We start from the raw sequence: 20,526 nt of genomic DNA on the forward strand, positions 1-20,526 counted from the left end.
TGGCCTGTGGCGCTACACCGCTGCAGGCCGTTAGCGCAGTATGGCGTGGTCATGGTCGATGTCGGGCACAGGCACCTGCCCGCGTTGCACGACCAGCCACTCGCGCATGCGCTCGGTGTCGAATATCTGCCCCTCATCCATCATCGCCAGGATCAGCGACTGGGACATTCGGTAACACCCGCATTGGGCACAGCGCCGCTCCTCCCATCCAAGGGTGCATTCGACGGATTCCGCGTGCCCTGCGCAAATCAGACAACTCATGTTAGCCCCCTTTCTTGTTCTTCCGTGGAGGTGATGGAGGTAGTGCAGTAGGTGGAGACTGGACTCCCGACTAACATGGGATATTCATGCCAACTTGAAAATTCCGTACCTTTAGTCTGGAAAGTTGCGAGCAAGATCACAGGGCCAACCGCCCGCGCTCGACCGCATACACAAGCTTTCCTTCCCGTTGCCTACTCCCGACACCCACCATCATGAGCGGTTCTAAATCATTAGTGATTTATCTTCAATATCATTCATGTAGGGCCCCTGCCTAGAATACGGCCTGAACACGGACATCACGTCGCTCGCGCCATGGCAATAGTTGCCTGCTTGCACTACCCAACGGCACGAGCAGGCATCAGGACACCGTACAACATGGCTTACGCACCGCAATTCACTGTGCAGCGCATCGCTTTCGACGAGCACTACCAGCCCGGCGAAAACACCCGCATCACCACCAATTTCGCCAACCTGGCGCGGGGGGAAAACCGCCAGGAAAACCTGCGCAACACCTTGCAGATGATCGACAACCGCTTCAACGCCCTGGCGCACTGGGACAATGCTTATGCAGACCGCTACAGCGTAGAGCTGGATATCATTTCGGTGGAACTGCACCTGCACAGTGAACAGCGCAGCAGCGGCCTGCCGCTGATCGAGCTGTTGCAGACCCATATCGTCGACCACACCACCAACCGCCGTATCGACGGCATGGTCGGTAACAACTTTTCCTCGTACGTGCGGGACTACGACTTCAGTGTGTTGTTGCTGGAACACAACAAGGGTCGGCCAAGCTTCAGCACGCCGGACAACTTTGGCGAACTGCATGGCAAGCTGTTCAAGTGCTTCATCAACTCGGCCACCTACAAGGCTCACTTCGACAAGCCGCCGGTCATCTGCCTGAGTGTGTCGAGCAGCAGGGTTTACCACCGCACTGAAAACCAGCACCCGGTGCTGGGCGTGGAGTATCACCAGAACGACCACTCGCTGACCGACGAATACTTCAGCAGGATGGGGCTCAAGGTGCGCTACTTCATGCCGCCCGGCAGTGTGGCGCCATTGGCCTTCTACTTTGCCGGTGACCTGTTGGCCGACTACAACGACCTGGAGCTGATCAGCACCATCAGCACCATGGAAACCTTTCAGAAGATCTACCGCCCCGAGATCTACAACGCCAATGCGGCAGCCGCAATGGCCTACCGACCGAGCCTGCAGCACCAGGACTATTCGCTTACACGCATTGTCTACGACCGCGAAGAGCGCAGCCGCCTGGCGCTCGAACAAGGCAGGTTTGCCGAGGAGCGCTTCGTCAAACCGTACCAGGCCACCCTGGAGCAATGGTCCGCTCAATACGCCGGCTGATCACCCCAACGCACAAGGTAACCGCTGATGAACACGCTACTTCCCACCTCCACTGCCGGCAGTTTGCCCAAACCGACCTGGCTGGCGGAGCCTGAAACACTCTGGTCACCCTGGAAATTGCAGGGCGCGCAGCTGGCCGAAGGCAAGCAGGACGCCTTGCGCCTGGCCTTGCAGGAACAGCAGCACGCGGGCATCGATATCGTCAGTGACGGCGAACAGACCCGCCAACATTTCGCGACCACGTTCATCGAACACCTGAGCGGGGTCGATTTCCAGCAACGCCAGACCGTGCGCATTCGCGATCGCTACGACGCCAGCGTGCCCTCGGTGGTGGGTGCTGTCGCGCGACAGGCACCGGTGTTCGTCGACGATGCCAGGTTCCTCCGCCAGCAAACTGCCCAGCCAATAAAGTGGGCGCTGCCGGGCCCCATGACCATGATCGACACGCTGTATGACGGCCACTACAAAAGCCGGGAAAAACTGGCCTGGGAATTCGCCAGGCTACTCAACCAGGAAGCCCTGGAACTGGAAGCGGCGGGCGTCGATATCATCCAGTTCGACGAACCGGCGTTCAATGTGTTCTTCGATGAGGTCAACGACTGGGGCGTGGCCGCCCTGGAGCGCGCCGTTCAAGGGCTCAAGTGCGAAACCGCGGTGCACATCTGCTATGGCTACGGGATCAAGGCCAACACCGACTGGAAACAGACCCTGGGGGCGCAATGGCGGCAATATGAGCAGGTGTTCCCGACGTTGCAGCAGTCGAGCATCGATATCATTTCGCTGGAGTGCCACAACGCCCATGTGCCGATGGAACTGCTTGAGCTGATTCGGGGCAAGAAGGTCATGGTCGGTGCAATCGATGTCGCCAACCCTGCCATCGAAACACCCGAAGCCGTGGCCGACACCCTGCGCAAGGCGTTGCAGTTCGTCGATGCCGACAAGCTCTACCCCTGCACTAACTGCGGCATGGCCCCACTGCCGCGCGCGGTCGCCAGCGGCAAGCTCAAGGCGTTGAGCGCCGGGGCTGCCATCGTTCGCCAGGAACTGACCGCCAACGCGGGTTGAGGTGTTGAACCGCCTGCCTGGCCTGGCCGGCATGGCAGTACGCACCAACGCGGTTCAAAAAACGCGGCTGCACACCAGGCGCCCTGTTTTGATGCACGCCGGCCGGTCAGCCGGCCGCCACCTCACCCCGCCTGGACCAGGCGCCGCCCAGCAAAACCGCTGCCCACCGCCCATTCCCTGGCCTGCCCGGCACTGCACCGGGTTTCCGGCACTTTCATTGCAATGCTGGTTGGTGAACGGAATGCACCCGCAACCCAACGCGACCGAGGCTGAAGACACCCCCACTTACCAGCAAGGCAGCACCCTGAAAGACGCAGATGAACGGCAATGAAGCTGCCGGTAACGGCGGCAAGGAGTGGGTATGTCCCGGGCTTTTTTCAATGAAATGTACGACGCGAACGGCAGCTGCCGCCCGCACTACCAAGAGTTCGCCCGCTGGCTGGCGAACACCCCGCTGGAGCTGCTGGAGCAGCGCCGGCGCGAGGCCGACCTGCTGTTCCACCGCGCCGGTATCACCTTTACCTTGTATGGCGACAAACAGGACACCGAGCGGCTGATCCCCTTCGATATCATCCCGCGCAGCATCCGCGCCAGCGAGTGGCGTACGGTCGAGCGCGGCTGTATCCAGCGCGTGCAGGCCCTGAACCTGTTTTTGGAAGACATCTACCACGACCAGCGCATCCTCAAGGCCGGGATCATCCCGCCAGAGCAGGTCCTGGCCAACGAGGGTTATCAGATCGCCATGCAGGGCCTGGACCTGCACCGGGGCCTGTATGCGCACATCGCCGGCGTGGACCTGGTCCGCGATGGCGATGGCAGCTATTTCGTGCTGGAAGACAACCTGCGCACCCCCAGTGGTGTCAGCTACATGCTCGAAGACCGCAAGATGATGATGCGCCTGTTCCCCGAGCTGTTCGCCGCCCAGCGCATCGCGCCCATCGACCACTACCCCAACCTGCTGCTGGACACGCTCAAGAGCGCCAGCCCGCTGGATAACCCCACCGCTGTGCTGCTTACCCCAGGGCGCTTCAACAGTGCCTATTTCGAGCATGCCTTCCTGGCCCGCGAAATGGGCATCGAGCTGGTCGAAGGCGCCGATCTGTTCGTGCGCGACGAGCATGTGTACATGCGCACGACCGCCGGCCCGCAACGGGTCGATGTGATTTACCGCAGGCTGGACGACGACTACCTCGACCCCCTCTCGTTCAACCCCGACTCGATGCTGGGCGTGCCCGGGCTGATTTCGGTGTACCGCGCCGGCAACGTAGTGCTGGCCAACGCGGTGGGCACCGGCGTAGCCGACGACAAGTCGATCTACCCCTATGTCGCCGACATGATCCGCTTTTACCTGGGCGAGGAGCCGATCCTCAACAACGTACCGACGTGGCAGTGCCGCAAGCCGGCCGACCTGTCCCATGTACTGGCCAACTTGCCCGAGCTGGTGGTCAAGGAAACCCAGGGCTCTGGCGGCTACGGCATGCTGGTCGGGCCGGCCGCCACTGCCGCGCAGATCGAGGACTTCCGCGCCCGCATCAAAGCGCGTCCACATGCCTATATCGCGCAACCGACCTTGTGCCTGTCCACCTGCCCGACCTTCGTCGACAGCGGCATCGCGCCGCGGCATATCGACCTGCGCCCGTTCGTACTGTCGGGCAGCGAAACCCGCCTGGTGCCAGGCGGCCTGACCCGCGTGGCGCTGAAGGAAGGCTCGCTGGTGGTCAACTCGTCACAAGGTGGCGGCACCAAAGACACCTGGGTGGTGGAGGACTGAACCATGCTTTCGCGAACTGCTTCTGATCTGTACTGGATGTCCCGCTACCTGGAACGTGCGGAAAACTTGGCGCGCATGCTCGAGGTCAGCTACTCGCTGTCACTGATGCCGCAGGCGGGGCGCAGCGACGGCCATGCCGAACTGGCCATGTCACTCTTGGCCTCGGGCACGCTCGACGACTACATCCGTCGCCACGCCGAGCTCGACACCGAGCGCATGCTGCATTTCTTCGCCCTCGATGCCACCAACCCCGGCAGCATCTACTGCTGCCTGCAGGCGGCCAGGACCAACGCCCATGCAGTGCGCGGGCGGATCACTGCCGACATGTGGGAGAACATCAACGCCACCTGGATCGAAATGCGCAACATTGCCAGCAACGGGCTGGGCCGCTACGGCATCAGCCAGTTCTGTGACTGGGTCAAGGAGCGCTCGCACCTGTTCCGCGGCGCCACCTCCGGTACCATCATGCGCAACGATGCCTACAGCTTCATTCGCCTGGGCACCTTCCTGGAACGGGCCGACAACACCCTGCGGCTGCTCGATGCGCGCTATGAAATGTTCGGCGAGGCCTCCGACGAGGTCAGCGACGACTCGGCCAGGGGTTTTTACCAGTGGAGTGCCTTGCTGCGCGCCCTGACCTCCTACGAAGCCTTCAATGAAATCTACCGCGCCGCGCCCAGTGCCGGGCCGGTTTCCGAATTGCTGTTGCTGCGCGTCGACGTGCCGCGCTCGCTGCATGCCTGTATCGAGGAGCTGGACCAGATCCTGGCCGGCCTGCCTGGCAGTACCGGGCGAGCGGCCCAGCGGCTGGCCGCCGAGCTCAACGCGCGGCTGCGCTGCACCGCCATCGACGAAATCCTCGACGCCGGGCTGCATCCCTGGCTCAGCGATTTCATCGGCCGCGTCAACCAACTGGGCCAGGCGGTCCATCACTCCTACCTGGAGGTTGTATGAAACTGTCCATCCGCCACGACACCACCTACAGCTACGCCAGTGATGTGTCCAACAGCATTCAGTTCCTGCGCCTTACCCCGCGCAGCAGCGAACGCCAGCGCATCGTCGAATGGCAACTGGACCTGCCTTGCAAGGTGAAGAGCCAGATCGACCCGTACGGCAACATCCTGCATGTGCTGACGCTGGACAAGCCCCATGGGCACCTGGCCCTCACTGCCAGCGGCCAGGTCGAAATCGACCCGGCCTGCGAACAGGAGGCAGCCTGCCAGTCACCCCTGCCGTTCTTGCGTGGCAGCCACCTGACCCTGGCCGATGACGCGCTGGTGGCCTTCGCCGCCCAGCAATGCGGCACGCACCGTGACCGCGCCGCATTGATCGACCTGATGCAGGGGCTGGCCGAGCGCATGCCCTACAGCCCAGGGTCGACCTCCGTCGGCACTACGGCCAGCGAAGCGTTCAATGCCGGTGCGGGCGTGTGCCAGGACCATACCCATGCCTTCCTGGCCTGCGCCCGTAGCCTGGGGGTGCCGGCCCGCTATGTTTCCGGCTACCTGTGCACCGAGGATGAACAGCACCTGGCCAGCCATGCATGGGCCGAAGCCTGGGTCGACGACGCTTGGTACAGCTTCGACATCACCAACCGCCTGACCCGGCCCGAGCGGCACCTGAAGCTGGCCGTGGGCCTGGACTACCTCGACGCCTGCCCGGTCAGGGGCGTGCGCCGCGGGGGTGGCACCGAGTCCATGCAAGCCAGTGTTCACGTGCATCGCCAGTGACGCCTGGCCCTCAAGCCAGCCTTGCTGCGCGCCTGCAGCAAGGCCACTACCTCTGCCACACAAGGGAACTTGCATGACTTACTGTGTCGCCATGCACCTGCAAGACGGGCTGGTTTTCATCAGCGACTCACGCACCAATGCCGGTATCGACCAGATCTCCACCTTTGCCAAGTTGTTCGTCTTCAGCGTACCCGGTGAGCGCCTGATCGTGCTGCAGACGGCGGGCAACCTGGCAACCTCGCAGTCAGTGGTCAACCTGCTGCAGCAACGCAGCCAGGGCAGCGGCCCGCACCTGCTGAATGTCGCCACGCTCTACGATGCCACCGTGCTGGTGGCCGATACCTTGCGCGAGGTGGTGTGCCGCGACCGCAGCAAGCTGACGGCCGGTATCGACCTGAGCAGCTCGTTCATCGTCGGTGGCCAGATTGCGGGCGGGCCGATGGCGATCTACAACGTCTATGCCCAGGGCAACTTTTTCCAGGCCACGCGCGACACGCCTTTCCTGCAGTTGGGGGAAAGCAAATACGGGCGGCCCATACTCGACCGCAACCTGGAGTACCGCACCCCGCTGGATGAGGCGTTGCGCTGTGGCCTGATCTCGTTCGACTCCACCATCCGCAGCAACCTGTCGGTAGGCATGCCGCTGGACTTGCTGGTGTACCGAGCCGATGCCTTGGAGGCACCGCAGCCCATCCGCATCGCCAGCGACGATGCCTATTACCAGCAGATTCGCCGGCAGTGGGGCGAAGGCCTGAAAACCTTGCTGGCCGAGCTGCCGGCGCCGCCGTATGGCTGATGGGGGAATGGCCAGGAAATCCCGGCCAGCATGCCCGGCCTTTTCGTGGATGAGCCCGCCCCCTCAAAGGGCGGTGCCGCCCCCCAATACGCCTCATGCCCCTCAGCCCAGCAACTGGCTCAATACCGCACGCAACTTGCCTGGTTTCACCGGTTTGTTCAGCAACGGTGCGCCAAGCTTGCGCAACGAGCGCCGGCACTGGTCACTGCGGTCGGCCGTGATGATGACCGCGGGTATGGCGCTGGCGTAATGTTCGCGCAACTGCCGCACCACATCACAGCCCACCACGCCGTGATCCAGATGAAAGTCAGCCAGGATCAGCTCCGGGGCGCGCCCTTCAAGCGCCTGCAAGGCACCCTGCTGATCGGTGGCGGTGACCACTTCGCAGCCCCACTGCCCCAGCAACGCGCCCATGCTTTCGAGAATGCTCACTTCGTTGTCCAGCACCAGCATGCGACGGCCCGGCAGCGGGTTGCCGGCAGTGGGCTGGGGCAGCGTGGGCTGCAGGAGCGGCGGCAGCGCCTGGCCAAGCGGCACCTCGATGCTGAACACCGAGCCACGCCCCGGCCACGAACGCACTTCGATCCGGTAGCCGAGAATCTTGGCGATCCGCTCGACGATGGCCAACCCCAGGCCTACGCCCTTGCGGTCCGCCGCGCGGCCAACGTCCAGCTGGTTGAACTCCAGGAATATGGCTTGCAACCGGTCCTGGGCAATGCCGCGCCCGCTGTCCCATACCTCCAGGCGCAAGTGTTCGCCGCGGCGCCTTGCCCCCAACAGAACGCGGCCCTCGTCGGTGTAGCGGCAGGCATTGCTGAGGAAGTTGCGCAGAATGCGCGTCAGCAAGCGCAGATCCGTGCTGACGGCATAATCGGGAACCCTGGCGTGAAATTTCAGGCCCGCGGCATCGGCCACCGAGCGGAATTCTGAAATCAAAGGCGCAAACAGCTCGTCCAGGCGATAAACCGCCACATCGGGCCTGACCGCAGCCTGGTCGAGCCGCGAGATATCCAGCAAATCGGTCAGCAGGTCTTCGGCGCCCTCCAGCGCCTGGTGGGTACGCTCCACCAGCACATGTTCGGCGTCTGGCAGCGGCCGCTCACGCAAGGTGGAGATCAACAGGCGCGCGGCGTTCAGCGGTTGCAGCAGGTCATGGCTGGCAGCGGCCAGGTACTTGTCCTTGCTGCGGTTGGCGGCTTCGGCAGCATCGCGCGCCTCGATCAGCTCATCGGTACGTGCAGCAACCCGTTGCTCCAGTTCGTCATTGAGCTGTTGCAGGCGCTGCTGGGCCTGCTTGCGCTCGGTGATATCGGCCACGAAGCCTTCAACCAGGCCTTCGTGACCGGGCTTGAGCAGCAGGTTCATCAGCACGTCGAGGTGGCTGCCATCCTTGCGCCGCAGCCGGGTTTCATAGCCATGCAGGCTGTGCTCCCGGGCGAGAATCGCGGTAATCGCCTGCAGCTCTTGCGCACCGCCATCGAACAGGTGGGTTGCCAGGTCGGTCAGGGAAAACAGCACTTGCTGTGGGTCGTCATAGCCGAGCATGCGGGCCAGTGCCGGGTTGGCAGCACGCATGCCGTCCTGCAGGCTGGCCTGGAAAATGCCGTGCACGGCGTTCTCGAACAGCCATTTGTAGCGGTTGCGCTCGGCTTCCAGTTCATCCAGCCGGGCAGATAATTCCGGGTAGTGGCTTTTACGCGCCGAGTGGTCGCCCAGGCCTAGCAGCCCCGCCAGCGCGCGCTGCTGCTCGTCAGAGGGCCTCGCCATAGACCACCTCGACATCTCGCTGGCTCGACGCGCGCGGGTTGGTGAGGATGCACGGGTCATCCATCGCATGTTGCGACAGGAACGGAATATCGGCCGTGCGCACCCCGTGCAGGCCCAAGGTTTCATGGAAGCCGATGGCGTGCTTCAGGGCAATCAGGTGTTCCACCAGCCGGCCGCAGATCTGCCGGTGGTTGAGGCCGCGGCAGTCGATGCCGAAGACCTCGGCAATGACCTTGAAGCGCTCGGGCGCCGAACTGTAGTTGAACGCCACCACGTGCTCGACCAGCACCGCATTGCACAGGCCATGAGGCAGGTCGAGGAAACCGCCGAGGCTGTGCGACATGGCATGCACCGCGCCCAGGATCGCGTTGGAGAACGCCAGCCCCGCCTGCATGCTGCCGAGCATGATCTTCTCGCGCAGGGCAATGTCGCCGGGGTTGGCGATCATTTCCACCAGGTTGCCGTTGATCAGGCGCATGGCTTCCAGCGCATGGGGGTCGGTCAGCGGGCCATGACCGGTAGACACGAACGCCTCGATGGCATGCACCAGCGCGTCGATGCCGGTACAGGCCGACAGGAACGGGTCCATGCTCAACGTGGTTTGCGGGTCGATCAGCGACACGTCGGGCACCACCGCCTTGCTGACGATGGAGAACTTCATGCGCTCCTGCTGGTTGGAGATGATCACGAACTGCGACACATCGGCCGAGGTACCGGCGGTGGTCGGGATCAGGATCAACGGCGGGCTGGGCACGCGAATCATGTCCACGCCCTCGAACTCAAGGATGCTGCGACCGTGGGCGACCACGATCCCAATGGCCTTGCCGCAATCCATCGGGCTGCCACCACCGACCGCGACGATCACATCGCAGTGGTTCTGCCGGTAGATCTCGGCGCCGAGCATCACCTCCTCGACCCGGGGGTTGGGCGAGACGGCCGTGTACAGGCAATAGTCGATACCCTGCGCCTGCAGGCTGGCCTCGACGTCGGCCACCCAGCCAGCGGCAATCACCCCAGGGTCGCTGACCACCAGGACCTTGCGCGCACCAAAGGTCTTGGCGTAGTTGGCCACATTATGTCGGCAGCCGGCACCAAAGATGATTTCAGGCGAAACGAACTTGCGAAGGGGGCTGAAACTCTGGCTCATCGTAAAGCCTGTTCTTATTGTTCTGGAAGATAACCGCCAGCGTAAAGCATCCCGCGGCGAAAGCAACCAGACCAAAGCGGCACAGGCATCATTCGATCCACGCCTTGGCGCGGGCCACCTCCAGGAACGCCAGTACGTCCTCGCCAAGGCCGGGAACCCCGGGAAAACGCTGTGCCAGCTGGTCGATGATCGCTGCCGTACTGCGCTGGCCGTCCAGCAACTCCAGCACCCAGCCGGCACTGGCGTTGAGCTCGATGACGCCCCCGGGGTACAGCAGCACATGGCATGCCTGCAACGGGTCCCAGCGTAGCCGCAAGCCCTTGGCCAGGGCCAGTGTCTGCTGGCGGTCGATCAGTTTCACGGCAGGCACCGGGCGTGGGGATCCGGCCACCTTGACGGTGGCCGGGCAGGCATCAGCGGTTGGCGAAGTACAACGTCACTTCAAAGCCAATGCGCAGGTCGGTGTAGGCGGGTTTGGTCCACATGGGGCATGTCCTCTTCTTGTGCCGGGCGATTCCGGTAGAGGCATTAATGCATGGGCGGTGGTGAGGGCGAATGCTACTTTGGAACGAGTTTGCCGGGTGCATTGGTAGCAACGGGGTTGCCACACATTGCCATCAGGCCAGCCAGGGCGCCTGGGCAGGCGGCCTGGCATTCGCTGCACCGCTACAGCAATGAGGGTGGCTGCGCAGCCTGGCCGCGACACCAGGCCGCTGCGCCAACCGCGCAGGTTCATCAGGGGGTCAGAAGAAGCCCAACGGGTTGATGTCGTAGCTCACCAGCAGGTTCTTGGTCTGCTGGTAATGGTCGAGCATCATCTTGTGCGTCTCACGGCCCACACCCGACTTCTTGTAGCCACCGAATGCCGCATGCGCGGGGTACAGGTGGTAGCAGTTGGTCCATACCCGGCCGGCCTTGATGCCGCGGCCCATGCGGTAGGCACGGTTGATGTCGCGGGTCCACAGGCCGGCCCCCAGGCCGAACTCGCTGTCGTTGGCGATCGCCAAGGCCTCGGCTTCGTCCTTGAAGGTGGTCACCCCCACCACCGGGCCGAAGATCTCTTCCTGGAACACGCGCATCCGGTTGTGGCCCTTCAGCAGGGTCGGCTGGATGTAATAGCCGCTGGCCAGGTCACCCTGCAGGCGCTCGGCGGCACCGCCAGTGAGCAATTCGGCACCCTCCTCCCGGGCAATCTGCAGGTACGAGAGGATCTTGTCGTACTGCTGCTCCGACGCCTGGGCGCCGACCATGGTTTCGGTGTCCAGCGGGTTGCCACGGCTGATCTTGGCGATCTTCTTCATCACCTCGGCCATGAACGGTTCGTAGATCGACTCCTGGATCAGCGCACGCGACGGGCAGGTGCACACCTCGCCCTGGTTGAAGAACGCCAACACCAGGCCCTCGGCGGCTTTCTCGATGAACGCCGGCTCCGCCTGCATGATGTCTTCGAAGAAGATGTTCGGCGACTTGCCACCCAGTTCGACGGTAGACGGGATGATGTTCTCGGCCGCGCACTTCATGATGTGCGAGCCCACCGGGGTGGACCCGGTGAAGGCGATCTTGGCAATACGCTTGCTGGTGGCCAGCGCCTCCCCAGCCTCACGGCCATAGCCCTGGACGATGTTCAGCACCCCGGCCGGCAGCAGGTCGGCGATCAGCTCGGCAAAAATGGTGATCGAAAGCGGCGTCTGCTCGGCCGGTTTCAGCACCACGCAGTTACCCGCCGCCAACGCCGGGGCGAGTTTCCAGGCAGCCATCAGCAACGGGAAGTTCCACGGGATGATCTGCCCAACCACACCCAGGGGTTCGTGCAGGTGATACGCCACGGTGGTTTCGTTGATTTCCGCCGCGCCACCTTCCTGGGCACGAATGCAGCCCGCAAAATAACGGAAGTGGTCCGCCGCCAGCGGCACGTCGGCATTCAGGGTTTCGCGTACGGCCTTGCCGTTGTCCCAGCTTTCGGTAACCGCCAGCACTTCGAGGTTCTGTTCGATCCGGTCGGCGATTTTCAGCAGCGCCAGGGCCCGCTCCTGCACCGAGGTCTTGCTCCACGCGTCAGCCGCGGCATGGGCAGCGTCCAGGGCGCGCTCGATATCCTGTGCGCTAGAACGTGGGAATTCGGCGATCGGTTGGCCGTTGACCGGCGAGCTGTTGGTGAAGTACTGGCCAGCCAAGGGCGCCACGAACTCGCCATTGATGAAGTTGCCATAGCGCGGTTTGAAGGAAACGACGGCGCCTGGGGTTCCGGGTTGTGCGTAGATCATGCTGAGCCTCTGCAGGTCAATGCCTGTCCCACGACAGGCGATATGCCGATGGTAGAAAGCCCCGCCTGCCAGGCGAATGCATCGTTGGCAGCGGGGCTCTCGTCATTTGGTAGTAGGGGTCAGGGTTTGGCGCTGGCGGTCTGCTGCAACTGCTTGGGCAACTTGAAGGTCCAGAGCATGCCGCCCTGGTTGAAGTCCTTGACCCGCTTGGCCACTTCGCCGCCCCACAGCGGCACCGCGCCGCCCCAGCCGGACACCACCGATACGTACTGCTCGCCGTCCATTTCCCAGGTCACCGGCGAACCGAGCACGCCTGAGCCGGTCTGGAACTCCCAGACCTTGTCGCCGGTCTTGGCGTTGAACGCCTGCAGGAAGCCTTCCGGGGTACCGGTGAACACCAGGTTGCCCTTGGTGGTCAGTACCCCACCCCACAGCGGTGCATAGTTCTTGTGGCGCCACACTTCCTTGCCGCTGACCGGGTCGATGGCACGTAGCACACCGATGTAGTCTTCGTTGAGCGGCTTGATGGTGAAGCCGGCGCCCAGGAACGCCGCCCCTTTCTTGTAGGCAATGCCCTCGTTCCAGATGTCCATGCCCCACTCGTTGGACGGCACGTAGAACAGCCCGGTATCCTGGTTATAGGCCATCGGCATCCAGTTTTTCGCACCGAGGAACGCCGGGGCAACGAACACCGAGCTGCCCTTGGCTTCGCTACCCGGTGCACCCGGGCGGCTGGCCTCGTTGTAGATCGGCCGGCCGTTCTTGTCCAGGCCAGTGGCCCAGGTGATTTTGTCGACGAAGGGGAAGCCGCGGATGAACTTGCCGTTGGTGCGGTCCAGCACGTAGAAGAAGCCGTTGCGGTCGGCAGTGGCAGCGGCCTTGACCTCTTTGCCGCCGTCCTTGTAGTTGAACGAGATCAGCTCGTTGACGCCGTCAAAGTCCCAACCGTCGTGTGGCGTGCTCTGGAAATGCCATTTGATCGTGCCATCGTCCGGGTTCAGTGCCAGGCGCGATGAGGAATACAGGTTGTCCCCTGGGCGCAGGTGGGAGTTCCACGGCGCCGGGTTGCCGGTGCCGAACAGGATCAGGTTGGTTTCCGGGTCGTAGTAGCCGCCCAGCCACGGCGCTGCACCGCCGGTCTTCCACAGGTCGCCCGGCCAGGTCTTGCCGGCTTCGCCACCGGAAATACCGTTTTCGATGGCCTTGCCGTCCTTGTACACATACCCCATGTGGCCTTCCACGGTGGGGCGCATCCACAGCAGCTCACCGTTTTCCGGGTTGTAGGCCTGGATCTTGCCCACCACACCGAACTCGCCGCCAGCCACGCCGGTAATCAGCTTGCCGTTGACGATCATTGGCGCGGCGCTGATCGAATAGCCTTCCTTGTGGTCGGCCACCTTCTTGCTCCACACCACCTTGCCGGTGTCCTTGTTCAGCGCCACCAGCTTGGCGTCGAGGGTGCCGAAGAACACCAGGTTGCCGTACAACGCCACGCCCCGGTTGATCACGTCGCAGCATGGGCGGATGTCATCGGGCAGGCGCGCATCGTACTGCCACAGTTTCTTGCCGGTTCGCGCGTCCACGGCGAATACCCGCGAGTAGGAGCCGGTCAGGTACATCACCCCATCCTTGATCAGCGGCTGCGCCTGTTGGCCGCGCTGCTTCTCACCGCCGAAGGAAAACGCCCAGACCGGGCGCAGTTCCTTCACGTTGTTGGTGTTGAGCATGTCCAGCGGGCTGTAACGCTGGCCCTGCACGCCCAGGCCATTGGTCACGATCTGCTGGGGGTTCTTCGGGTCCTGGAGGATGTCTTCATTGCTGACGGCGGCGTGGGCAGCGCCGGCCAGCAACATGGCGCTGAGCACCAGGCTCACGGCGAACGCGGGACGACGTGGGGATCGGGTCATGTCGGCTACCTTTGGTTTTTTGTTGTGCCCGGGAAATTTTCCCGGTGTGCCGGGAATTCTTGGTCCCGAGGTGTTTGCCAACAATTGCTCGCAGTGTGGAGATTTCTAGTTCCTTGGTAGCAGCTGCCTTTTAAACGAAAGGGGCGCAAAGCGGCCCCTGGGTTGGTGTCAGCGGAAATTGCCGGCGCTGCTGCGCCGCCCTTTCGCGACGCATGGCCGCTCCCACGCCGTAGTGTCTGGCTCAGGGCGTACTATCTACCCGCCGAAGTTGCCGGCGTTCGTACCGCGGGTATAGGTGGCTGACACTGCGAATAAGTTCGTAGCGCGTCAGGCTCAGGCCGGCGAAGCGTTCGGGTATCGGGCTGCGGATCATTTCGGCCATATCGTCGCCACGGGCGGCGCCGTCGCGCAGCAGGTTGTCCAGCCAGGTGAGGTAGTCGCGCATCTGCACAAAGGGTTGCGCATCACTGGCCAGCGGCCCGTGGCCGGCTACCAGTTGCTTCCAGGGCAGCGCCTGCAAGGTGTCGAGGTCGTGCAGCCACACATCGAGGCCCGGGCTGTTGGGGGTGGTCAGGGCACGCTGATAAAACAGCAGGTCGCCGGCAAACAGCACCCCGGTCGTTTCATCGAGGATCGCCAGGTCCGAACCGGTATGCCCGCGTAGCCCGAGCAGGCGCAGGCGGTGCCCGCCCACATCGCGCACACCCGGTTCCACGACTCGGGTCGGCAGCACCACCTCAGTGCCTCGCATCCAGTCACCAACCAGGCGGTACATGTTTTCCGCCATGGCATCGCCTTGCTCGCGCAACAACGCAGCGGTGCCGGCCAGGGCACCGATGGGCACGTCGGTGAACGCCTGGTTGCCGAGCACATGGTCCGGGTGATGATGGGTCAGCAGCACTTCCAGCACCGGCTTGTCGGTCACCGTGGCAATCGCCTGGCGCAAGGCCTCGCCATAGCGTCTGGACGGCCCGCTGTCGATCACCACCACCCCCTCGTCGGTCACGATGAAGGCCGTGTTGACCACGTTGCCGCCATTGGCCTTGGCGAAATTGTCGGTACTGCCCTCCAGCAGCCAGGTACCCTCGGCAATCTGCCGGGGGGCGAGCCGGTAATCCAGGTTGGCCTGGGCCGGAAGGCCCAGGCACAACAGCAACAGCAGGATCCAACGCATGGCAGGCGCCTCGGTTCAGGGGTGGATGGCGACCGCGCTCAAGGCACTGCCGCCTCGAACTGGTTACCGCTGTTGTCCTGCAACAACAGCCGGGTCGGCCCGGGGCCCTGGATATCGAAACTCAGGTTCGGGTTCTCGCTGACCGCCGGGTACAGCGTCAGGCTGGCCAGGCGCTGGCCATCGACGCCTTGCAACTCGGCATGGTTGAGGTAGAACTCGGGAATGCCACTGACCAGGCCGTTGTCCATCGGGTGCGCCACCTGCAGGCGCAGGCGGCTGCTGTCGCCACGCGGGTAGCGGCCCCCCAGCACCTCGCCGAGGTGCTCTTCCCAGCCGGGCTGGGTGCGCACCACGCTGGGGGCGGTACAACCACCGCCGGCAGCATCGATCAGGGTCGAGCCCACGTGCCACAGGCCGTCGCGCGTGAGCACGGCCGCGCGAAGTGGTGTGGCCTGCTCGATACGGATACGCAGCGATAACCACGGCAGTACCCGTTCGCCGGGCTGGAAGTCGACAATGCGCGGCAGCGGGTTGAGTTCGGCCCAGGCAATGATGCGCACCACCTCGCCAGTGAACGCGCGGGCATCGATTTCCAACGGCACCTGGCGTGCGTCCTCGGCAAAAGGGGGAGCCAGCAGCTTGACCCGCTCATCGAAGACGAACGCTGCCTGGTCGAGCAGTTGCTTGTGGTAGAAGTCCCACATCACCGAGGGCACCGGGTCCTGGTTGGCAGGCGGCTCGCTGGCCAGGGCCTGGCTTGCCCAAGATAGCCAGCAGGCCAGCAGCAAGGTTGCTTTGAGGTTCATGATCCGCTCCCATTTGCCGGGCTGCCGAGCCCAGGCTACTGGTACATGTCCGGCACCTGGTAACGCAGGCCGTACTGGGCATAGATCGCCTGCATGCGCCCCTCCCGTATCAACACCTCTAGCGCCTCCTCGACCGCATAGGCCAACTGCCGGTTGCTTTCATGCACGGCCATGCCGATGTCCCAGGCCTGCTTGCCCAGGTTGGGGTACGCATTTTCCGCCAACGCCAGCTGTGGGTTCGCGGCCTCATGCAGTTGCCAGTCGACCTCGCCGCGCATGGCCATCACCGCGTCTACCTCACCGGCCTGCATGGCGGCGAAGGCTTGCTGCACGCCGGGGTAATGGTGGGTCTTGGCGCTGAGCATGCCGTTGAGCACCGAGGTCAGGTAGAACGACGGCACGCTGTCGACCTCTACCCCAATCGGGTGCTGCTGGAATACCGCGACACTGGCCACCGAAGGCAACCGGCGGCGGTCATAGGCCACCTGCCAACGTTCTTGCTGATACGGGCCGAACATCACCACCTGGGCGTTTTCCAGCTCGCCCAGCTCGTTGCGCCTCTGCGCATAATCGTGGTCGTAGGGCACCCGCAGCATCAGGTCTGCCAATTGCTGATGACGCAGCGGGCTGCCGCGCCAGATGTAGTCCCGCAGGTCGTCGTCGAGCTTTTCCCCAGGCGGCGCCCAGATCAGTTTCAGGCGCACGCCCATCGCCTCGGCCAGTGCCTGCGCCAGGTCCACATCCACGCCCCGCGGCTGGCCGTGGTCCTGGAAACTGTAAGGCGCAAAGTCCTTGTACACCGCTACCTTGAGCTCCCCGGCGGCGATGATCGTGTCGTAGTTGCGCACTTGCGCCTGGGCCGCCGCACAGCACAGCAACAGGGCACTGAACAGCACCGCCATCAGGCGCATGGCCGTTACTCCTCGACGTGCACGCTGTCCAGGTATGTGCGCACCGCCCACAAAGCCTCCTGGCTCAGGTAGTCGGCCATTTTCGGCATGTACACGCGGCCGTCGCGCACCGCGCCATGGCGCACACGCTCGACGAACCATTCATCGCCGGCGTCGCCGGCATCGAGCAGCCGCAGGTCCGGGGCAATGCCGCCAGACTTGGCTTCCAGGCCATGGCAGGCCGCGCAGTTCTGGTTATAGGCCGAGGCGCCGATCTCGACTGCCTTGTCGTGTTCCGGCGAGCTACGGTAAGGGTTGACCGCCACCCAGCCGTCTGCGTCCAGGCTCACCCCAGCGTCCTTGACCGGGGTCAGCCCCTTGGTCTCTACCGCCTGTGGGACTACATTGCCATGGGCCCAGGCGGTACCGGTCATTACCGCGCCGGCCAACAAGCCTGCAGCAAGCCACACATTGCGTTTTGTTGTCATTGTTATGCCCTCACCATTGCACGCAAAGCCTCAACCACAGAGGCCGTGTCGCCATCTTAAAAACACCCGGCATACGGCCGAATGCTGCTTTGGTGGTCGCGCCTTACTCCCTTGGTAGTAGGGCTTGTGGCGAACGGCCAAATGAGGTGCCGACCGGGAACTCTTCCCGGCAATGGCGGGATTTTTTCCGTATCCGGCGAGCGCCCCGGCGGCTCACCCTGTGCAGGCCAAAACCTCCACTGGGAACTGCAACCATGACAATAAGATCGCTACCCGCCCTTTCCCCTCTGGCCTTGAGCGTGCGCGTGCTGCTGATGGCCGGTAGCCTGGCCTTGGGCAGCGTGGCAACAGCGGCCACCCCCCCTGCGGCACCTGCCACCAAGAACGTCACCTGGGAAGACATCGCCAACGACCACCTCACCACCAACGACGTGCTGCAGTACGGCATGGGCACCAATGCCCAGCGCTGGAGCCCGTTGGCCCAGGTCAACGACAAGAACGTGTTCAAGCTCACCCCGGCGTGGTCCTACTCGTTCGGCGACGAGAAGCAGCGCGGCCAGGAATCGCAGGCCATCGTCAGCGACGGTGTGGTCTATGTGACAGGGTCGTACTCACGGGTATTTGCCCTCGATGCCAAAACCGGCAAACGCCTGTGGACCTACAACCACCGCCTGCCCGACAACATTCGCCCCTGCTGCGACGTGGTCAACCGGGGCGCCGCCATCTACGGCGACAAGATCTACTTCGGCACCCTCGACGCGCGGGTCGTGGCCCTGGACAAACACACCGGCAAGGTGGTCTGGAACAAGAAGTTCGGCGACCACAGTGCCGGCTACACCATGACCGGCGCGCCGGTGCTGATCAAGGACAAGACCAGTGGCAAGGTCCTGCTGATCCACGGCAGCTCGGGGGATGAATTCGGCGTGGTCGGGCAGCTGTTCGCACGCGACCCGGATACCGGGGAAGAAGTGTGGATGCGGCCTTTCGTCGAGGGCCACATGGGCCGCCTGAATGGCAAGGACAGCACCCCGACCGGCGACGTCAAGGCACCGTCCTGGCCAGATGACCCCACCACCGAAACCGGCAAGGTCGAAGCCTGGAGCCATGGTGGCGGCGCCCCTTGGCAAAGCGCCAGCTTCGATCCGGAAACCAATACCATCATCGTCGGGGCGGGCAACCCGGGGCCTTGGAACACCTGGGCGCGTACCTCGAAAGACGGCAACCCGCACGACTACGACAGCCTGTATACCTCCGGCCAGGTCGGTGTAGACCCGAGCACCGGCGAGGTCAAGTGGTTCTACCAGCACACCCCCAACGACGCCTGGGACTTCTCCGGCAACAACGAACTGGTGCTGTTCGACTACAAAGGCAAGGACGGCAAGGTGGTCAAGGCCACCGGCCACGCCGACCGCAACGGCTTCTTCTATGTGGTCGACCGCAACAATGGCAAGTTGCAGAACGCCTTCCCCTTCGTCGACAACATCACCTGGGCCAGCCATATCGACCTGAAGACCGGGCGGCCGGTGGAAAACCCCGGCCAGCGCCCGGCCAAGCCGCTGCCGGGTGAAACCAAAGGCAAGCCAGTCGAGGTTTCGCCGCCATTCCTCGGCGGCAAGAACTGGAACCCCATGGCCTACAGCCAGGACACCGGCCTGTTCTACATCCCCGGCAACCAGTGGAAGGAGGAATACTGGACCGAGGAAGTGAACTACAAGAAAGGCTCGGCCTACCTCGGCATGGGCTTCCGCATCAAGCGCATGTACGACGACCACGTCGGCACCCTGCGCGCCATGGACCCGACCACCGGCAAACTGGTGTGGGAACACAAAGAGCACCTGCCACTGTGGGCAGGCGTGCTGGCAACCAAGGGCAACCTGGTGTTCACCGGCACCGGCGATGGTTTTTTCAAGGCCTTCGACGCCAAGACGGGCAAGGAGCTGTGGAAGTTCCAGACCGGCAGCGGCATCGTATCCCCGCCCATCACCTGGGAGCAGGATGGCGAGCAGTACATCGGCGTGACGGTCGGCTACGGCGGTGCGGTGCCGCTGTGGGGTGGCGACATGGCCGAACTGACCAAGCCCGTTGCCCAGGGTGGCTCGTTCTGGGTGTTCAAGATCCCGAGCTGGGACAACAAGACCGCCCAGCGGTGATCGCCTGAGGTGGCGTATACCCGGGGCCGCGTTGCGGCCCCTTCACCTGGTGCTTACACCCACGAGAGCCATTCGCCATGAACTACCTGCCCATTGCCCTGCTGTTGGCGCTCTCGCCTGCCCTGGCCGCACAGGCCGAAGACGCTGGCGACGATGCCCCACTGACCATCAACGGCTGCGTCATCGCCGAAGCCAGCCAGTGCCCGGGTGCCAACCTGCGCGGCGCCAACCTGGCTAACCAGGACCTGCGCAAGATGAACCTGGCCGGCGCCGACTTGCGCGACGCCGACCTGCGCCACGCCCAACTGGACCTGGCCAACCTGGAAAAAGCCCGCCTGCAAGGCGCCAACCTGACCCGCGCCAGCCTGCAGCAGAGCAACCTGCGCCTGGCCGACCTGAGCAATAGCCACCTGGTGGCCATCCAAGGCTGGGGCCTGTTCGCCCAAGGCGCGCAGTTCGAGAACGCCGACCTCAGCGCGGCCTATCTGCAGTTCGCCCGGTTGTCCGGGGCCAAGTTGCACAAAGCCAACCTGCAGGCTGCGGACCTCGAAATGGCCTGGCTCAGCAAGGCCGACCTGCAGGAGGCCAGGCTGACCGACGCCAACCTGCAGGAGGCCAAGTTCGGCCAGAGCAACCTGGCACGCGCCGACCTGCGCGGGGCACGGCAGCATTACGGGAATTTCCAGGAGGCCAACATGGAGGGATGCACAGGCTGCCCCGAAACCTGGGACAAGTGACTGATTGCGCTGCCTGTAGGAGCGGCCTTGTGTCGCGATGGGCTGCAAAGCAGCCCCGGCAATTTGTGCACCATGCTGAAACCCTGGGGCTGCTTTGCAGCCCATCGCGACACAAGGCCGCTCCTACAGACAGCCCATCGCGACACAGGGCCTACCCCGCTACCCGCACCAGCCCCAGGTCAATCCCCAGGTGCACCAGCTCGGCATGCGAGCT

General features: G+C 63.7%; 19 protein-coding genes. 8 read left to right on the plus strand and 11 right to left on the minus strand.

The window, feature by feature from the left end:
• Positions 1-30: 30 nt before the first annotated feature.
• Positions 31-168 carry a hypothetical protein gene (locus B3361_RS00225; RefSeq protein ID WP_166524972.1) on the minus strand — a complete coding sequence of 46 codons (138 nt, stop codon included), beginning with the start codon at positions 166-168 and terminating at the stop codon, positions 31-33.
• Between the two features lie 468 nt (positions 169-636).
• Between B3361_RS00225 and B3361_RS00230 the strand changes: the two genes are divergently transcribed.
• The 6 genes from B3361_RS00230 (at position 637) to B3361_RS00255 (ending at position 6,982) form a co-directional block, all read left to right on the plus strand.
• Positions 637-1,620 carry a DUF1852 domain-containing protein gene (locus B3361_RS00230; RefSeq protein WP_054905448.1) on the plus strand — a complete coding sequence of 328 codons (984 nt, stop codon included), beginning with the start codon at positions 637-639 and terminating at the stop codon, positions 1,618-1,620.
• Between the two features lie 27 nt (positions 1,621-1,647).
• Positions 1,648-2,685: a methionine synthase gene (locus B3361_RS00235; RefSeq protein ID WP_054905449.1), complete on the plus strand. Its 1,038-nt coding sequence runs from the start codon at positions 1,648-1,650 to the stop codon at positions 2,683-2,685.
• A 361-nt stretch (positions 2,686-3,046) separates the two neighbouring features.
• Positions 3,047-4,456, plus strand: coding sequence for a circularly permuted type 2 ATP-grasp protein (locus B3361_RS00240; protein WP_029885140.1), 1,410 nt, complete (start codon positions 3,047-3,049; stop codon positions 4,454-4,456).
• Positions 4,457-4,459: 3 nt separating this feature from the next.
• The gene (locus B3361_RS00245; RefSeq protein WP_286920033.1) at positions 4,460-5,410 is read left to right on the plus strand and encodes an alpha-E domain-containing protein; all 951 of its coding nucleotides are present in this window, start codon (positions 4,460-4,462) and stop codon (positions 5,408-5,410) included.
• Entirely contained in the window at positions 5,407-6,186 is a 780-nt protein-coding gene (locus B3361_RS00250) for a transglutaminase family protein (protein WP_029885141.1), read from the plus strand. Before B3361_RS00245 ends, B3361_RS00250 begins: the two co-directional genes overlap by 4 nt.
• A gap of 73 nt (positions 6,187-6,259) precedes the next feature.
• A complete protein-coding gene (locus B3361_RS00255; protein ID WP_029885142.1) occupies positions 6,260-6,982 on the plus strand; it encodes a proteasome-type protease in 723 nt (240 codons plus the stop codon).
• A 102-nt stretch (positions 6,983-7,084) separates the two neighbouring features.
• Here the strand turns inward: B3361_RS00255 and B3361_RS00260 are convergent, their stop codons facing one another.
• The 10 genes from B3361_RS00260 to pedF form a co-directional block, all read right to left on the minus strand.
• Positions 7,085-8,749, minus strand: a complete 1,665-nt coding sequence (locus B3361_RS00260; protein ID WP_054905451.1) for a PAS domain-containing hybrid sensor histidine kinase/response regulator — start codon at positions 8,747-8,749, stop codon at positions 7,085-7,087.
• Entirely contained in the window at positions 8,733-9,896 is a 1,164-nt protein-coding gene (gene ercA / locus B3361_RS00265; RefSeq protein ID WP_009682320.1) for an alcohol dehydrogenase-like regulatory protein ErcA, read from the minus strand. Before ercA ends, B3361_RS00260 begins: the two co-directional genes overlap by 17 nt.
• An 88-nt stretch (positions 9,897-9,984) precedes the next feature.
• A complete protein-coding gene (pqqD, locus tag B3361_RS00270; RefSeq protein WP_029885144.1) occupies positions 9,985-10,257 on the minus strand; it encodes a pyrroloquinoline quinone biosynthesis peptide chaperone PqqD in 273 nt (90 codons plus the stop codon).
• Between the two features lie 52 nt (positions 10,258-10,309).
• Positions 10,310-10,381 (minus strand): pyrroloquinoline quinone precursor peptide PqqA, encoded by a 72-nt coding sequence (pqqA, locus tag B3361_RS00275; protein ID WP_080756929.1) that lies wholly within the window; start codon positions 10,379-10,381, stop codon positions 10,310-10,312.
• A 258-nt stretch (positions 10,382-10,639) separates the two neighbouring features.
• On the minus strand, positions 10,640-12,160 hold the full coding sequence (locus tag B3361_RS00280; protein WP_054905452.1) for an aldehyde dehydrogenase family protein: 1,521 nt from the start codon (positions 12,158-12,160) through the stop codon (positions 10,640-10,642).
• Positions 12,161-12,279: 119 nt separating this feature from the next.
• Positions 12,280-14,067 carry a PQQ-dependent alcohol dehydrogenase PedH gene (pedH, locus tag B3361_RS00285; RefSeq protein WP_029885145.1) on the minus strand — a complete coding sequence of 596 codons (1,788 nt, stop codon included), beginning with the start codon at positions 14,065-14,067 and terminating at the stop codon, positions 12,280-12,282.
• A gap of 241 nt (positions 14,068-14,308) precedes the next feature.
• Positions 14,309-15,241, minus strand: a complete 933-nt coding sequence (locus B3361_RS00290; RefSeq protein WP_054905453.1) for a quinoprotein relay system zinc metallohydrolase 1 — start codon at positions 15,239-15,241, stop codon at positions 14,309-14,311.
• Positions 15,242-15,279: 38 nt separating this feature from the next.
• A complete protein-coding gene (locus B3361_RS00295; RefSeq protein WP_054905454.1) occupies positions 15,280-16,047 on the minus strand; it encodes a quinoprotein dehydrogenase-associated SoxYZ-like carrier in 768 nt (255 codons plus the stop codon).
• Positions 16,048-16,082: 35 nt separating this feature from the next.
• Complete coding sequence (locus B3361_RS00300; protein ID WP_054905455.1) at positions 16,083-16,958, minus strand: substrate-binding periplasmic protein; 876 nt, start codon at positions 16,956-16,958, stop codon at positions 16,083-16,085.
• A gap of 5 nt (positions 16,959-16,963) precedes the next feature.
• A complete protein-coding gene (gene pedF / locus B3361_RS00305) occupies positions 16,964-17,425 on the minus strand; it encodes a cytochrome c-550 PedF (protein WP_054905456.1) in 462 nt (153 codons plus the stop codon).
• 254 nt (positions 17,426-17,679) lie between these two features.
• On the opposite strand from pedF, the gene exaA reads away from it, so the two are divergent.
• Together exaA and B3361_RS00315 are read left to right on the plus strand one after the other, a co-directional pair.
• A complete protein-coding gene (gene exaA, locus B3361_RS00310) occupies positions 17,680-19,575 on the plus strand; it encodes a quinoprotein ethanol dehydrogenase (protein ID WP_054905457.1) in 1,896 nt (631 codons plus the stop codon).
• 77 nt (positions 19,576-19,652) lie between these two features.
• Positions 19,653-20,312: a pentapeptide repeat-containing protein gene (locus tag B3361_RS00315; protein WP_154211533.1), complete on the plus strand. Its 660-nt coding sequence runs from the start codon at positions 19,653-19,655 to the stop codon at positions 20,310-20,312.
• Positions 20,313-20,526: the final 214 nt, after the last annotated feature.

The sequence above is a fragment of the Pseudomonas sp. UBA6699 genome (assembly GCF_002454615.1).
Classification (GTDB): Bacteria; Pseudomonadota; Gammaproteobacteria; order Pseudomonadales; family Pseudomonadaceae; genus Aquipseudomonas; species Aquipseudomonas juntendi.